The following is a 14,773-nucleotide window of genomic DNA, read 5'->3' on the forward strand; positions in this document are numbered from 1 at the left end:
GGGTCATAGGCAAATAGGATGCCGGGTTGGAGGTGCCGGTGGAGAGATTCGCACACTTTTTTTGAAGCACCCCGATCATGAGCTATGGCAATCTCTGCCTCGTGCTGCCAAACGTCTGGCTCCCCGCCTGCTGGCCGAATGGGGCGATGACCGATCCCGTTACCAGGATGCCCAAAGTGTGCAGGAATTGGCTGGCACAGCTCCTGTGCCGTTCCAAAGTGGCAACTTTGCTAAAGCTCACAAACGCTTTGCCTGCTTGAAGCCGCTGCGCAATGCCCTGCATCAGTTCGCCTGGCAGACGACCCTCTCGCAGCCGTGGGCGGCTACGTATTACCAACGCAAACGAGCAGAGGGCAAGAGCCATAGTATGGCGGTCCGTGCTTTGGCAAATGTCTGGGTCAGGATCATCTTCCGCATGTGGCAGGAACAATCGTGCTATCAGCCCCTGATTTTTGAGGCAGCGCAGTTGGCTCATGCCAAACGAACTGCTTGAGAGCAACCATACAGATGAGCTTCTTCTCAGGGTTTCAATGCCTGTGCTGTGGCACTGGTCGAGGGCTTGTTTTGCCTTCCTTTGGCTCATGAGTTTCATCGTGCTTCTGTTTCTCTGCTTTTAGGACTTGACCATAGAGGGTCTTGTGAAAGAGTATACACAAAGATTTTCTTCTTCCACGAAAGCGGGTCAAGGTCAGTCGATGAGCAGCAGATCCGCGTCGTTTTTCGTGTGAGTCCGATGTCTCCTGCACCCTCTGCTGGCTGTGTCTACCCCAATTGGCAACATTGGGGGAGGCGTGAACACGCCCGTGCTTTCCATGGCGACCACGGTAACGCCTAACTCGTGCAACCAATCGTCGAGCAGCAGCAGATCACTAGTCGTGGTCGCAAACGTCCGCGTCTGCTTCTGCTGGTGCCCATTGGCTTGCGTGATCAAGACGGTGGTTACGGCTGTCTTCTGATGCACATCAATGGCAGCACAGCGCTCATAGATGATTTGCATAACGAACCTCCTCTTGATGAACCTTGTCTCTCCCGCAGGGGTGATGGGTGCTGGGTGCGAAACAACCGACATGTTTCCTCCTCGTGCTCATGGCAACAGTCATTCATGCTGGACGCACCCCGGTCAGCTTCGGGCTCGAACTAAGGGTATCACTCTGGGAACGACCACTTGTACTCACCACCCCAGTTAGTATAACCATTTTCATCCACTTTCATGTCGCTCTGCGACATCAATGCTTCGGGCCAAATGGGAAATATTTGAGTTCGACTGGAAGATGAGCGGCTGGAGTGCCTTAAGTACGGGGTCGCGCTCAGAAATGTTGCGCCATGCAGGCCAGATCACGGCCAATATTGGCGGTCGCCTCACCCGGCAGGAATCGCGCAGTTGGATCGACTTTGTGCGCCCCCTCTGGCCCGGTGCCCCCTTTCGATAAGCCTGCGTAGAAAAGGTAGAGTACAGCGACAACGCTTTTTGCGTTTATTATAAGACGGAAACTGGAAGACTGTATTGCAAAGTTTCTGCGAACTCATCGCTGTCCAGCGAGGGCACTCGATACATGGGTGCCCTCGTCTAGAAAGAGTTCTGGAGATCGCACCAAAACATCAAAAAAGTACATTTCATCACATGCCAGCTGGAACCTGATTTCCGGTGGGATCGCGGAATGCCTTGAGATCAATCCATTTTCCGCTGCGTGTACCCATTGTCGTATCAGAGGATACATTCAAAGACAAGGCATCATTCGCATCAAGGTGAGTATGCGGGAAGAGGAACCCCTTGAAATCAGGAGCAGTAAGATTTGTTTTTATGACGCTATCTTGGCACATTGTTCGGTTACTTCCCCTAAGTTGACAATACCTCTATTTAATGTTCATCAATGAAATACTACACTTTGCAATTTTAAAAATTTCTCCTCTAAAAAATTGTTATACACACGTTTTACTATAATCACTGTAGTAATATCTGGCGAAGTGTTACTCAACTAAAGTGCAATGAGGTGCAATATGCCTAAACCCAAACATTGATTGGATGGGCTAATTATTTGTACCAAGCTAAAGCAAGGAGGATCCCAAATGCCCATCAAACCAACATATCCAGGCATTTATGTCCAGGAAATACCCAGTGGGGTGCATACCATCACGGGGGTCAGCACTTCTGTCACTGCATTTGTGGGACTTGCGAAGACCGGGCCGGTCAACCTGGCGACTCATATACTCAGTTACGCCGATTACGAGCGCAGCTTTGGAGGCCTGGCCTCCTACTCAGAAATGAGCTACGCAATTAACCAGTTTTTCCTCAATGGTGGTAGCGAGGCATGGGTCATACGACTCATCGGTCAAGACACAAAACCTAATACGCTTACCTTACAGGACAGCACATCCTCGAAAGATGTATTACGGGTGAATGAGTTGTACGCAGGCGAGGTAAACAGATATACTGATGTATTCGTTGATCCAGGCCCCACCTCTAGTACCTTTAACCTGATATTTGTCAGTACTTCTAAATCAAACTCCTCAGATAGTGTCATAGAAAAGTTTGTCGGTCCTGAGGACACTTCCGGCAATCCGACAGGTCTCTCGATGAACAGTGCGGATGCAAATTATGTTCTGACTCAGGTGAACGGTATTTCACAACTTGTTACCATCGAGGACCTTATAAAGGATAACGCTACACTCCCAGCCCCAACAATACCTAACCATGGAACATTGACCAGCGGCACCATCAGCAATATCACCTCTGTCCCAAGCACGACAGTAAATAGTTTCCGTATTAGTCTGGATAACTCTAGCCCATATACGGTAACATTGCCGACAACTGCAACCTTCACCGATCTGCAACATGCCGCTACCGCCGTCCAAAATGCTGTCAAGGAGTTGAGACCAGCAGACTCGGCCTTTAGCAATTTCACCTGTACGCCAGATACGACGCATAACACTCTCACGCTTGCTTCCGGAACCTATGGCAGAAACTCGTCTGTAGTGATACGGGCAGTACCCAATGATAACCTCGCGAGCGATTTGAACCTTCTCGTCGGCCAGACTTCTGGAGCCCAGACGACTGCAGCACAACTGCATACTCTGAAGGGAGCTCAGGGGGGGGCATTTGTAGCAACGGAAGAGTACGATCTATTCATAGCGGATCGCTCAAAGCGCGAAGGGATCTATGCGCTTGAGGCCGTTAACCTGTTCAACTTACTCTGCTTGCCGGGGATAACGGATGTGAGCATTCTATCAGAAGCGGCTGCGTACTGTCAGGAACGAGGGGCCTTCCTTATTGCGGATGCGCCACACAACACAACGCCACCTGTCTTTGGGCCGGATGACATGTACAAGGCAATCCTCAATACTACCGCGGGGCAGATTATTCCTAAAACATCCTATGCTGCCATCTATTACCCCTGGATTCTAGTTCCCGATCCATCGAATGGGGGAGGGCTGCGGGCCTGTGCCCCTTGTGGCACGATGGCAGGAGTCTATGCCCGCATCGATAGTACACGCGGTATATGGAAGGCGCCCGCGGGTACGGAGACGCTACTAGTAGGAGTGCAAGGCATCGAGTACCAGCTCAATGACGCGGAAAATGGCATCCTCAACCCCCAGGGGGTGAACTGTTTGCGTGTGCTCCCTGCCTATGGGCCGGTGGGTTGGGGTAGTCGTACTCTACTGGGCAGTGACGCTGCCGGAAATGAGTACAAATACATCCCTATCCGTCGTTTAGCTCTCTACATTGAGAAGAGCCTCTACCAGGGCACGCAATGGGTGGTGTTCGAGCCTAACGATGAACCACTGTGGGCGCAAATTCGTCTCAACGTTGGTGCGTTCATGCACAATCTCTTCCGCCAGGGAGCGTTTCAAGGCACAACACCGAGGCAGGCCTACTTTGTCAAGTGTGATGGCGAGACGACCACGCAGAATGATAGAGACCTGGGTATAGTCAATATCGTCGTGGGCTTCGCACCCTTAAAGCCTGCAGAGTTCGTGATTATTCAGATCCAGCAGATATCAGGCCAGATCGAGGTCTAAAGCTTCCCCTGGGATCCATCGGGAATAAGGAGAGAAAAACATGGCCCAGTTTACCGTCAACACGCAGCGCTTTGATCCATACAAGAATTTCAAATTTCGTGTCAAGTGGGATGGTCGCTACGTAGCGGGTATCAGCAAGGTCAGTGCGCTGAAGCGCACATCGGAGGTGGTAGAGCATCGAGAGGGGGGCGATGCGAGCACCAGTCGCAAGTCTCCCGGGCGCGTCAAGTACGATGCGATTACGCTCGAGCGAGGTGTCACGCACGATACCGAATTCGAGAAGTGGGCGAATAAGGTTTGGCTGCAAAATGCGGGCCTTGGTTCCGAGGTGTCGCTCAGGGATTTCCGGAAGGATATCATCCTAGAGTTGTATAACGAGGCCGGTCAGTTGGTGATTGCCTATAAAATCTATCGCTGCTGGGTCTCTGAGTACCAGGCTATGCCCGATCTGGATGCGAATGCGAATGCTATAGCCATCCAGCATATCAAGCTAGAGAACGAAGGATGGGAACGTGATGATAGCGTTACCGAACCAACCGAGCCATCGTTCACCATACCGGCGACCTAAGCTATGATGCTAGCACTTTCTGGTCAAGAGATACTCCATATCTGGGAAACTGGCCAGGGACGGCACCCAATCGACCAGGCGCTTATCATCCTGGCATCCGCTTTCCCAGAAATGTCGTGGGACGCACTTGCTAGGCTGAGTATCGGCCAAAGAGATAGCAACCTTCTCACGGTTCGCGCACATACCTTTGGCTCGCGGCTCGTGGCCCTGGCTACCTGCCTCCAATGTCGAGAGCAGGCGGAGTGCATGCTTGATCTGGCTGCCATGGGGTTAGTGCCAGGTATAACGGCTAAAAGCATGGCTGCAGACAGCTTGTTTGCAGATACTGCTAACGAGTTGCAGCAGATGAGTGTCGATGGTTACGAATTACATTTTCGCTTGCCTAACAGCCAGGATCTGGCCGCTATCGCGAACAACCAGGATGTTGGTAGTGCTCGCAACCGGCTGGTGCAGTGCTGTATTGTGCAGGCCTGCTATGATGGTCTGCCAGTAGCAATGGAAGAGCTGCCTGATCCGGTGATAGAGTCGGTAACAGCACAGATGATCGAGCGAGACCCGCTGGCCGAGATACAACTTGCCCTCACCTGCCCGGTCTGCGGCCATCACTGGCAAAGTATGTTCGATATTGTTACGTTTTTGTGGCATGAGATTAGCATGGAGGCGAAGCGCTTGCTGCGCGAAGTGCATATCCTGGCGCAAGCTTATGGGTGGAGTGAGGGTGATATTTTGTCGATGAGTGCTGCCCGGCGGCAATTGTATATAGAAATGGTGACCTGATGGCTGACTTTCTTACCCGACTCGCTGAACGCACCTTGGGTGTTGCACCGATGGTACAGCCGATTCTCGCGCCTATATTTGCGCCAGAGCCGATACTCACTAGCGGTACGCACCCACTCGAGTACGAGGATGCCTCAGTGATACAACAGATTCTCGCGCCTGAGCAATCGTTAGCCAGGGAAGCGCTCAACATAGAGCACGAGGATAGAGCAGTGGATACCGTGCACGATAACATTGGGCCTGCAAGGGACCGCCCTAGTCCTGCTGCATCGCGCCTGTTCCGCCGCCACGCGATTCACCCTCAGACTCCCGAACACGCCGGAGGCCAATCCTTCCTGGCGCACGATCAGGACGCTCACGCGCATCCCGAACAGGTAAAGCACAGAGGTCGATCGTCAAAACTGGAGGACCTCACAATCCGTGGCGTGCCAGGTGCGGAAAGGGGTATTGTTCAAGGGGCAACCATGCCCACCTGGAGTATCGTCTCATCATCTACTGTCTCTGGGCCTACCGCGAATGAGGACTCCTTGGGCACATCCCTTTCGACGAATTGGGCTCCTTTAACCAGAGCTTTGCTGCCAGTTCAACATCTCGAAGTATCAGCGGCTGAAAAATCGACATCAGCGCCAACTATCCGCGTGACTATCGGTCGCATCGAGGTGCGAGCCGTTATGCCAACGAAAGAAGCTACAGTAGGCCCTCCATCTACGCGCCCGAGACCAAAGCTTTCACTAGATGACTACTTAAAGCAGCAGAATGGAGGGCAGAGATGAGCAATTATCTGGCTATAGCCACCGTTACCGCAACCCTCAAACGCATTCTGCATGCTGTAGTGGGTGTTGATGTCAATGGCGCTGATGTTCGCACAGTGCGTCCTGAGACGCTGACGAATGACACAACTTTTGTGGGGGTGAATCTCTTTCTCTACCAGGTGACACCTAATGCCGCTTTACGGAATGCTGACTTGCCCACACGTCGTGCTGATGGGACGGTTATGCAGCGTCCGCAGGCAGCGCTGGATCTGCACTACCTCTTTAGTTTCTACGGCGATGATACCAAGTTTGAGCCACAACTCGTTTTGGGAAGCGTTGTGCGAAAGCTGCATAGCCAACCCATCCTCTCGCGTCAGGAAATTCAAGACACTATCTTGCATACCACGTTTCCCGCTCCCACTTCATCGAATCTTGCCGATAGCATCGAGATGGTACGCTTTACGCCTATCGCCCTATCCCTGGAGGAGTTATCGAAGCTCTGGTCTGTCTTCCTGCAAACGCCATATACGCTCTCCGTTGCCTATCAGGGAAGCGTCGTCCTGATCGAGAGCGAGGATAGGCCAGTGGAAGCTCCTCCTGTTCTGCAGCGCAAGCTCTATGTGCTGCCATTTAACCAACCAATGATTGACTCTATGACGCCGCAGATGATTGACTCGACGCCTGGAGCCAAACTCACCCTGCAGGGGCATAATCTACGCGCGGATCACACACTTGTCCTGTTTGGTGACATCGAGGCAACACCCGATCCCGGCATGACCAATGAACGCCTGGTGGTAACGGTCCCCGCGGGTGTGCGGGCAGGTCTACAGAGCCTGCAGGTGATACAGCCAATCTATATAGGTATCCCTCCCGCCAGGCATACCAGCGTTGAGTTTGAGTCTAATATAGCCGCCTTTGTCTTACGGCCATCCATCAATAAGAGCGGCGGAGTATATCAGATTACGGCCACTTCCACTAATGTGACGCTGCAAGCCAATCCAATCGTGGGCAAGGACCAGCGGGTGGTTTTGCTGCTGAGCCAGGTGTCGAATGACCTATCCACGACCTACACATTTCTGGCTCCTTCACGTAGTGCGGATAGCAATTCCATCACCGTCCCTATCCAGAACGTGCCAACTGGAGATTATCTTGCGCGTATTCGGGTGAATGACGCGGAGAGCGCATTAGACATATCAGCTGGCAACTATAGCGGACCAAAGGTGCATATTCCATGAACATACTAGCAAAGAACAACTGGATCGAGGCGAACCAACGCTATCTAAAGGCAACGCTAGATGTTGTACGTGCTGCAATGGAGTGCCATATTGTGATGATGAGTGGCGAGAGTGCGGCTGATCCAGAGCGCAAAAGAGAGGCGGAGGAGAAGGGAATAGCGGCACAGCAAGCTCTGCAGGAAGCTGTATCAGCCATGCCGAAGCCATCGACGGTGGAGGCGCTGTGCAGCGCGTTTGGTCTCTCGTCTTTCGAGCGCGATATCCTGTTGCTATGTACGGGAATAGAATTCGATTCAACTTTTACTTCCCTGTGCGCTGCCGCTCAAGGGGACGCGACGAAGACGTATCCTACGTTTAGCCTGGCGCTGGCGGCTTTACCTCAACCCCACTGGGAAGCACTGGTGCCAGATGCCCCGCTGCGCTACTGGAGGCTGATCGAGGTTGGCACGGGAAGTTTGCTGACCTTGAATTCTCTACGTATTGATGAGCGTATTCTTCATTACCTGATCGGCATGCAGCACCTGGACGAGCGGCTGGTTGGGCTGGTTCAGCCGGTGAGAGATACAGGTGATTTGGTACCATCGCATGTGGCGCTAGCCGAGCGAGTCGGGTACGTATGGAGACAGGCGGCAAGTTCGGCGGTTCTATCGATTGTGCAATTGTGCGGAGATGAAACGGCCAGTAAACTGGCTATTGCGGCGGCAGCCTGTAACGCGTCAGGCCTCAAATTGTACAGGATGGCTGCTTCTGCTCTTCCCACCAGTCCGGTTGAACTCGATGCCTTCCAGCGCCTGTGGGAGCGTGAGTCTGTACTGAGTGGCTGCGTTCTGCTGATTGAATGTGATGAATTGGACGCGACCGATAGCGCACACGGGAACGCGATAACGCAGCTTCTCGAAAACATGAGAAGTCCGTTAGTTATCAGCAACCGCGAACGCTGGCGCACTTTACGACGGCCAGTCATTAGCTTTGATGTGTGCAGGCCAACATTGCAGGAGCAGCGTGCCACCTGGCAGCAGGCGCTAGGCGAGGCGGCAGGGCATTTAAATGGGCGATTGGATGGCCTGGTTTCACAGTTTAGCTTGAGTACGTCAACCATTTTGTCTACCAGCATAGAAGTGCTCGGATATGTGAAGTCGGTTGAGGATGCGGCAGCAATTGATGAAATGAGCAGCGTTTTGTGGGACACCTGCCGTCTGCAGGCGCGTCCACAGCTAGAAGGACTCGCGCAGCGTATCGACCCTGTTGCCACCTGGGAGGATCTGGTGCTGCCGGATGCGCAACGCTCGATACTGCGAGAAATTGCGGCGCATGTCCGGCAGCGCAACAAGGTCTACGAGGCGTGGGGATTTGCCAGGAAAAGCTCACGTGGTTTGGGCATCAGTGCACTGTTCGCAGGCATGAGCGGCACCGGGAAAACATTAGCGGCGGAGGTGCTGGCGCACGAATTGCGGTTGGACTTGTATCATATCGACCTGAGTTCAATCGTCAGTAAGTACATCGGCGAGACGGAGAAGAACCTGCGGCGCGTGTTCGACGCGGCAGAGGAGGGAGGGGCCATCCTGCTTTTTGATGAGGCTGATGCGTTGTTCGGGAAACGCAGCGAGGTCAAAGACAGCCACGACCGTTATGCCAACATCGAAGTCAGCTATCTATTACAGCGCATGGAAGCCTATCGCGGACTGGCGATCCTGACTACCAATATGAAAAATGCACTGGATGCGGCTTTCCTGCGGCGTATCCGTTTCATCGTACAGTTTCCGTTTCCCGATGCGGTACAACGGGCCGAGATCTGGCGGCGCATCTTCCCACCTGCTACACCTACAGAAAGACTGGATGTAGGTAAACTCGCACGATTGAATGTGACGGGTGGCAACATTCGCAATATCGCGCTCAGTGCCGCTTTTCTGGCGGCAAATGCAGGGGAGCCGGTGCGTATGAAGCATCTTGTGCAGGCAGCGCGCGGCGAATATGCCAAATTGGAGAAGCCCCTGACCGAATCAGAGATAGGAGGTTGGATATGACGAAACGACCATCATCACAAAGATCGCCAAACGTAGAGCTGCACATCGAGGAGCTTGTACTGCACGGCTTTGTCCAGGGCGACCGTTATGAAATCGGTGCGGCGGTAGAGCGAGAACTTGCGCGGCTCTTCGCGGAGCAGGGGGTACCTGCATCATTGGCGAACGGTGGGGAGATAGCGCGCTTAAATGGAGGATCGTTTACTGTGGCGCGCGGCTCGCAAGCTGACGTGATAGGAGCCCAGATGGCACAGTCGGTGTATGGAGGGATGAAAGGATGAGTATGCAAACTCAGGTTCAGATAAAGGCTTCACCAACGTCACAACGGTCTTTCACACCTGTTCAAACAGGCCTGCTCCAGCGTAAGTGCGCCTGTGGTGGAAATCCGGGCGTGGATGGGGAGTGCGAGGAGTGTCGTAGGAAGCGATTGAGTTTGCAGCGGAGAGCAGCTACCCAGGCAATGCCTTCGACAGTGCCGTTTATCGTTCATGAAGTACTGCGATCCTCAGGGCAACCACTGGATCAGAAGACTCGTGCATTTATGGAGCCGCGCTTTGGCCATGATTTCAGCCAGGTGAGAGTGCACACGGATGCAAGGGCGACCGAATCAGCGCGGGCGGTGAATGCGCTGGCGTATACAGTGGGACGGGATGTGGTGTTTGGATCAAGAAGCTACAATCCGCATACTATTGCTGGGCGATTTCTGCTAGCGCATGAGTTAACACACGTGGCTCAACAAAAAGATGGTAATGGCATAGTCCCGGAGACACTGATTGTAAATGATCCTGGTGATGTCGCTGAGCAAGAGGCCAATACTGTTGCCCAGAGCGTTGTACATGGCACTGCTGCCAGTAACATCTCACGAAATATAGGCCCATGCAGTCTTCATCGTTTACCCTTTGGCATAAGATTGCCATCAGGCCTTCGTAGACTTGACCCCGCTACCGAAGAGCCGGCGGCCCGTTCGGTCTATGGCAGCAGCTTGAATTATGGGGATATTTATATCTCAGATGCGCTCGGTGGTGGAGGTCGTCCATTTACGACTGTTGTACCCGGCCTTTTTGCATCCAGTTTAGGGACAGTTATCAATGCTGGGCCAGCATTGTTTGGAACCCCTGGATCAAATCCCAGCTTGCTAACTCATGAATTGGCCCATTGTTGGCAATCTCAGCATCATTTCGATCCAGCTCAATTCATGGTGAATTCTATCGCCAGTCAGGCAGCGGCCGGGGCTATTGGTGGTGGGGCATCTGCCTACTGCTATGTACCAGGCAAGCCCTTTGGTCAGTATGGAGCAGAACAAATCGCTCAGCAGGTTGAAAATGGAGTAAGTGCTATTATCTCGCACATCTCATCTGTGCCTGCAGGTACCGTAGATGCTGAGAATGTTGCAAGTTTGAGTGTACCCCACTGGGAGAAGAGGGGTAGTCCAGGAGTTACGTGTTAGCCTATGCATGAAGAAGTGTATGAAGGAACAATGATCTGATGAGCACACAAACTCAAGCCCAAGTGAAAACTACATCGATATCAAAGCCATCCTTTATTGCTATGCCAACTAGGCTGCTTCAACGCAAGTGCAACTGTGGAGGACATGCTGGGGTGGATGGAGAGTGTGAAGAATGTCGTAATAAACGGCGCAGTTTGCAGAGGCATGGGACAACCTTGGCACCATCTTTAAAGGTACCGTCTATCGTGCATGGTGTGCTGCTATCTCCAGGAGAGCCACTGGACACAAGTACTCGTGTATTTATGGAGCCGCGCTTTGGGTACGATTTAAGTATTGTTCAGATTCGCAGTGCATCATCAGATTTGGGGAATACGCATGTGGCTGGTGGGGGTGGAGAACGAGGAGACGCTGCGGTTGCCGACGCCGGAATAAATACAGATGCTCCGGCAGGAGAGACTGTGGGAGTGGACGCAGCGGCTTCCACAGCACCTGAAGAAACGCCAGATGAGGCGGAAGCTGCTGCTCCGGCAGCAGTCCTGTCGTGGGCGCAGGTACTGCGTTTTCCACACGATGCTCTCTGGTTTTTCTGTGGTGAACATCCGCGTAGTTTTTCAACAACAAGCGTACTTAGAGCTTCTGGTTTCAGTGATCCTACACATCTTCGTTGGAGAATAAGCATTGGGCCAGATAAGATAGCTTTTCAGGGCCCACCCACGGGTGAAGAGGTCAGGGTAAAAAGTACGGAAGGAAGCGCACATCTGAATGACATAGATGTTGAGGTGCGTGAAGGAACAGGAGCAACTGCAAGACGCTTTACTGGAAGTTTAACGGTCAGGAAACCACATCACTTGTTAGCAAGAGGCGTACCCACTGATCACGGCGCCTGCCCTCCGTGGGCAACAGGCTGTGTTGCCCCCGCATACTGGACAGAACTTGGATACCGGGTTGTGGATAATGTTGGTGGCACAATAGTTGGCGCCACTGTCAACGAGAACTTTCCTGGCGCTAAAACGAATGATCAAGCAAATGATTGGGAATCTCCTGCCGCCTTTTCAACAACTTCTTTCTGGAGGGAAACAGATGGGGCGTTTGTAGACAACTGGTTCCATTTCGGTGGAACACCCTCACCAGTAGCTCCTGGAGCCCCCACTGCTGGCCAATCGGTAGACCGTATTCCGCATGAGTTCTACGTTGGCAATGAGACTTCTGGCAAAGGTTGTCGCGTACAGACGCATACAGCACATAGATATCTAGGTTTTGCCCGTCATGAAGGAATCAGGACGCCGGTGCCTTAGCAGAAACACTATTGAGGGACGGCTCTATCGTAATCGCTCTTGTAAAGGATATACATCGCTATGACGACTTTCCCTGGTTCGCCTAAACTACAAAAAGGGGCCATTATCGGGCTTGACCCGGCCAATCCGCTGGCGAGCGTGGTTGTGTTTCAGTACAACCCAGACACACTCACGCGGACGTTGACGCCGCAAACGACGGCCAGCAGCGATACCAGCCGGGGCGAGGCTTTGCGGCTAAAGGGCCCGCCGGAAGAGACCATCAACATTGATATAGAGATCGATGCCACGGACCAATTGGAAAAAGGGGACAGCAACACCGTAAACATGGGCATCTATCCTGCACTTTCGGCCCTGGAGATGCTGCTGTATCCCAAATCTGCGCTGGTTATCGCCAATGAAGTGCTGGCCGCAATTGGCATCATCGAGATCATTCCTCCGGAAGCGCCCCTCACGCTCTTTGTGTGGGGAGCGAAACGCGTCCTGCCCGTCCGGTTGACTAGCTTCAGTATTACAGAGCAGGCCTTCGATCCTAATTTGAATCCCATTCTTGCCAAGGTCAGTCTGGGGATGCGCGTCCTCAATTACATGGATCTGGGACTCCCAAGCGTTGGAGGAGCCCTGTTTATGGCGCACCAGGTCGTCAAAGAGGTCATGGCGACCATCAGCAGCGTTGGCAGTATATCATCTCTGCCATCCACACCGGGAGGTTAAATGCATGTTTGACAAGACCAGCCGCTATTACAACCTCGACGTTGCCACCATGAACATGGTGGATAGCGACGGTTTGCCGCGAGAGATTCGCTACGTCCGCCGCCGCTTCATTCCATCAAGCGCAGCTCTAACGACACTTGTCGAGCATACGGTAGTGCAAGGAGACCGGCTCGACAACATTACCACGCGTTATCTAGGCGATCCCAGGCAGTTCTGGCGCATCTGCGATGCCAATGATGTGCTGCAACCCACCGAACTTACTGATGAGATTGGCAATGTCATCACGATTGCTTTGCCGAACCTGTAGAACGAGGAAGATATGCTTAGCAGCTTACTGGGCATCCGTCTCATTTTACTTTTGGGCGAGACCATACCGCTGCCCGCATCCTACGATATCATGAATGCGTTGACGCATGTCGAGGTAACGAACGACGCGGATCAGGGGGATGGCTTCCAGATAACCTTCGCCTTAAGCAGGGATTCGCTTATGGGATACAGCTTACTCAGTGGCGGCTCACTCGATCCGTTCAACCGTGTTGTGATTGGTGTTTTGCTGGGCGCGTCACCGGAAGTGCTGATCAATGGTGTGATTACGCATCAGCAGTTTTCACCTGCTAGCGATCCCGGTCTGTCTACGCTGACTGTGACGGGAAAAAATGCTACCGTTATGCTTGATCTGAAAGAAGTGAATCGGCCTTACAAAAATCAGTCCGACTTCGTCATCGTGAATCGCATACTGGCGAATTATGTGCAGTATGGATTGCTGCCACCCTACCGGGTGACACCGACAACGAATATACCGATTGAACTACAGCGCGTTTCCCGTCAGCATGAAACCGACCTGAAATTTATTCAGCGCATGGCAAAGCGCAATGGATTCGTATTCTATACAGAGCCACTCACCTTCGGTGTGGACACTGTCTACTGGGGACCGGAGACACACCTGAGCGTTCCACAACCAGCCATCTCGATGAATATGGGGCCTTCTACTAATAGTCCAAGCATACAATTTTCAAATGATGCCTTAACACCTGTTGGCACAGAGGGAAGTTTTGTCGAGCCTATTACCAGGCTGAGCATTCCCATTCCGCAGCTGCCGTCCTTGCGTTTGCCACCGCTTGTCAGTGGCGCGACACCCGCCAAACGGACCGTTCAGTTGCGTGACACGGCCAACCAGGACCCGGCTCAAGCAGCGACATCAGCCGTTGCCACAGTTACCAATTCGCCGGATGCGGTCAGAGGCGAAGGTGAAATTGACACGGTTCGCTATGGAAATGTGTTACGTGCGCGAGGACTGGTTGGAGTGCGCGGTGCTGGATTTGCCTATGATGGTAACTATTATGTGCGCCGCGTTACGCATACCATCGCACGCGGCACGTACACGCAGAGATTCACGATCAGTAGAGAGGGGACAGGCACTTTGCTGCCGGTAGTACTGCCATGAACAATGATCATACATTTTATGGAAAATATCGCGGTGTCGTGACCGACATAGATGATCCACTCATGATCGGGCGTATAAAAGCAAATGTACCCGATGTGATGGGCGATGACGAGAGCGGCTGGGCCATGCCATGCGCTCCATTTGGCGGTAGCGGCATGGGTTTTTTCGCCCTGCCTAAGGTCGGCGCGGGCGTGTGGATCGAGTTTGAGCACGGTGATCCCGATTACCCTATCTGGTCCGGTTGCTGGTGGGGTTCGGTAGCAGAGATGCCTCCCGCACGGCTTGTTCCGCCGCCCTACAACAAAGTGCTGATTCAAACCGATGCTGGAAACAGTATCCTGCTCGATGACACACCCGGTATCGGCGGCATTACATTGCAGACATCAGGAGGGCAAAAGATCACCATGACTAGCCTGGGCATCACGATCGATGATGGGATAGGAGGCACCATCCAGTTGACAGGTCCGCAGGTTTCGATTAACGACGGAGCATTGGAGGTGATTTAA

The 14,773-nt window shown here is 52.9% G+C and carries 15 protein-coding genes and 1 pseudogene; 15 read left to right on the forward strand and 1 reads right to left on the reverse strand.

Going from position 1 to position 14,773, the window contains the following annotated elements:
- Positions 1 to 43 precede the first annotated feature (43 nt).
- Positions 44 to 493, forward strand: a pseudogene (locus KRAC_RS38260) (transposase); the annotation flags it as partial.
- 195 nt (positions 494 to 688) lie between these two features.
- Here the strand turns inward: KRAC_RS38260 and KRAC_RS38265 are convergent.
- Positions 689 to 997, reverse strand: a complete 309-nt coding sequence (locus KRAC_RS38265; RefSeq protein WP_007916649.1) for a hypothetical protein — start codon at positions 995 to 997, stop codon at positions 689 to 691.
- A gap of 274 nt (positions 998 to 1,271) precedes the next feature.
- Between KRAC_RS38265 and KRAC_RS72170 the strand changes: the two genes are divergently transcribed.
- From KRAC_RS72170 to KRAC_RS38335, 14 genes are all read left to right on the forward strand, one after another.
- Positions 1,272 to 1,430, forward strand: a complete 159-nt coding sequence (locus tag KRAC_RS72170; RefSeq protein WP_169460988.1) for a hypothetical protein — start codon at positions 1,272 to 1,274, stop codon at positions 1,428 to 1,430.
- Between the two features lie 637 nt (positions 1,431 to 2,067).
- Complete coding sequence (locus tag KRAC_RS38275; RefSeq protein ID WP_007916653.1) at positions 2,068 to 4,017, forward strand: phage tail sheath C-terminal domain-containing protein; 1,950 nt, start codon at positions 2,068 to 2,070, stop codon at positions 4,015 to 4,017.
- A gap of 40 nt (positions 4,018 to 4,057) precedes the next feature.
- Positions 4,058 to 4,585, forward strand: a complete 528-nt coding sequence (locus KRAC_RS38280; RefSeq protein WP_007916655.1) for a phage tail protein — start codon at positions 4,058 to 4,060, stop codon at positions 4,583 to 4,585.
- Positions 4,586 to 4,588: 3 nt separating this feature from the next.
- Positions 4,589 to 5,362: a T4 family baseplate hub assembly chaperone gene (locus KRAC_RS38285; protein ID WP_007916660.1), complete on the forward strand. Its 774-nt coding sequence runs from the start codon at positions 4,589 to 4,591 to the stop codon at positions 5,360 to 5,362.
- Entirely contained in the window at positions 5,362 to 6,135 is a 774-nt protein-coding gene (locus KRAC_RS38290) for a hypothetical protein (protein ID WP_007916662.1), read from the forward strand. Before KRAC_RS38285 ends, KRAC_RS38290 begins: the two co-directional genes overlap by 1 nt.
- Positions 6,132 to 7,349: a Pvc16 family protein gene (locus tag KRAC_RS38295; RefSeq protein WP_007916663.1), complete on the forward strand. Its 1,218-nt coding sequence runs from the start codon at positions 6,132 to 6,134 to the stop codon at positions 7,347 to 7,349. Before KRAC_RS38290 ends, KRAC_RS38295 begins: the two co-directional genes overlap by 4 nt.
- On the forward strand, positions 7,346 to 9,373 hold the full coding sequence (locus KRAC_RS38300; RefSeq protein ID WP_007916664.1) for an ATP-binding protein: 2,028 nt from the start codon (positions 7,346 to 7,348) through the stop codon (positions 9,371 to 9,373). The genes KRAC_RS38295 and KRAC_RS38300 overlap by 4 nt, the downstream gene beginning before the upstream one ends.
- Complete coding sequence (locus KRAC_RS38305) at positions 9,370 to 9,651, forward strand: hypothetical protein (protein ID WP_007916665.1); 282 nt, start codon at positions 9,370 to 9,372, stop codon at positions 9,649 to 9,651. The genes KRAC_RS38300 and KRAC_RS38305 overlap by 4 nt, the downstream gene beginning before the upstream one ends.
- Complete coding sequence (locus KRAC_RS63310; protein ID WP_007916666.1) at positions 9,648 to 10,817, forward strand: eCIS core domain-containing protein; 1,170 nt, start codon at positions 9,648 to 9,650, stop codon at positions 10,815 to 10,817. Before KRAC_RS38305 ends, KRAC_RS63310 begins: the two co-directional genes overlap by 4 nt.
- Before the next feature lie 38 nt (positions 10,818 to 10,855).
- Positions 10,856 to 12,112, forward strand: coding sequence for an eCIS core domain-containing protein (locus KRAC_RS72175; protein ID WP_007916668.1), 1,257 nt, complete (start codon positions 10,856 to 10,858; stop codon positions 12,110 to 12,112).
- Between the two features lie 60 nt (positions 12,113 to 12,172).
- Positions 12,173 to 12,823, forward strand: a complete 651-nt coding sequence (locus KRAC_RS38320) for a hypothetical protein (protein ID WP_007916670.1) — start codon at positions 12,173 to 12,175, stop codon at positions 12,821 to 12,823.
- Between the two features lie 4 nt (positions 12,824 to 12,827).
- Positions 12,828 to 13,130, forward strand: a complete 303-nt coding sequence (locus tag KRAC_RS38325) for a LysM peptidoglycan-binding domain-containing protein (protein ID WP_007916672.1) — start codon at positions 12,828 to 12,830, stop codon at positions 13,128 to 13,130.
- A 12-nt stretch (positions 13,131 to 13,142) separates the two neighbouring features.
- Entirely contained in the window at positions 13,143 to 14,267 is a 1,125-nt protein-coding gene (locus KRAC_RS38330; RefSeq protein WP_007916673.1) for a phage late control D family protein, read from the forward strand.
- Entirely contained in the window at positions 14,264 to 14,773 is a 510-nt protein-coding gene (locus KRAC_RS38335; RefSeq protein ID WP_007916676.1) for a phage baseplate assembly protein V, read from the forward strand. The genes KRAC_RS38330 and KRAC_RS38335 overlap by 4 nt, the downstream gene beginning before the upstream one ends.

It is taken from the genome of Ktedonobacter racemifer DSM 44963 (genome assembly GCF_000178855.1).
Classification (GTDB): Bacteria; Chloroflexota; Ktedonobacteria; order Ktedonobacterales; family Ktedonobacteraceae; genus Ktedonobacter; species Ktedonobacter racemifer.

Coding starts and splice junctions, on each gene's coding strand:
- KRAC_RS38265 (WP_007916649.1), bottom strand. CDS start 997: ATGCAAATCATCTATGAGCGCTGTGCTGCCATTGATGTGCATCAGAAG.
- KRAC_RS72170 (WP_169460988.1), top strand. CDS start 1,272: ATGAGCGGCTGGAGTGCCTTAAGTACGGGGTCGCGCTCAGAAATGTTG.
- KRAC_RS38275 (WP_007916653.1), top strand. CDS start 2,068: ATGCCCATCAAACCAACATATCCAGGCATTTATGTCCAGGAAATACCC.
- KRAC_RS38280 (WP_007916655.1), top strand. CDS start 4,058: ATGGCCCAGTTTACCGTCAACACGCAGCGCTTTGATCCATACAAGAAT.
- KRAC_RS38285 (WP_007916660.1), top strand. CDS start 4,589: ATGATGCTAGCACTTTCTGGTCAAGAGATACTCCATATCTGGGAAACT.
- KRAC_RS38290 (WP_007916662.1), top strand. CDS start 5,362: ATGGCTGACTTTCTTACCCGACTCGCTGAACGCACCTTGGGTGTTGCA.
- KRAC_RS38295 (WP_007916663.1), top strand. CDS start 6,132: ATGAGCAATTATCTGGCTATAGCCACCGTTACCGCAACCCTCAAACGC.
- KRAC_RS38300 (WP_007916664.1), top strand. CDS start 7,346: ATGAACATACTAGCAAAGAACAACTGGATCGAGGCGAACCAACGCTAT.
- KRAC_RS38305 (WP_007916665.1), top strand. CDS start 9,370: ATGACGAAACGACCATCATCACAAAGATCGCCAAACGTAGAGCTGCAC.
- KRAC_RS63310 (WP_007916666.1), top strand. CDS start 9,648: ATGAGTATGCAAACTCAGGTTCAGATAAAGGCTTCACCAACGTCACAA.
- KRAC_RS72175 (WP_007916668.1), top strand. CDS start 10,856: ATGAGCACACAAACTCAAGCCCAAGTGAAAACTACATCGATATCAAAG.
- KRAC_RS38320 (WP_007916670.1), top strand. CDS start 12,173: ATGACGACTTTCCCTGGTTCGCCTAAACTACAAAAAGGGGCCATTATC.
- KRAC_RS38325 (WP_007916672.1), top strand. CDS start 12,828: ATGTTTGACAAGACCAGCCGCTATTACAACCTCGACGTTGCCACCATG.
- KRAC_RS38330 (WP_007916673.1), top strand. CDS start 13,143: ATGCTTAGCAGCTTACTGGGCATCCGTCTCATTTTACTTTTGGGCGAG.
- KRAC_RS38335 (WP_007916676.1), top strand. CDS start 14,264: ATGAACAATGATCATACATTTTATGGAAAATATCGCGGTGTCGTGACC.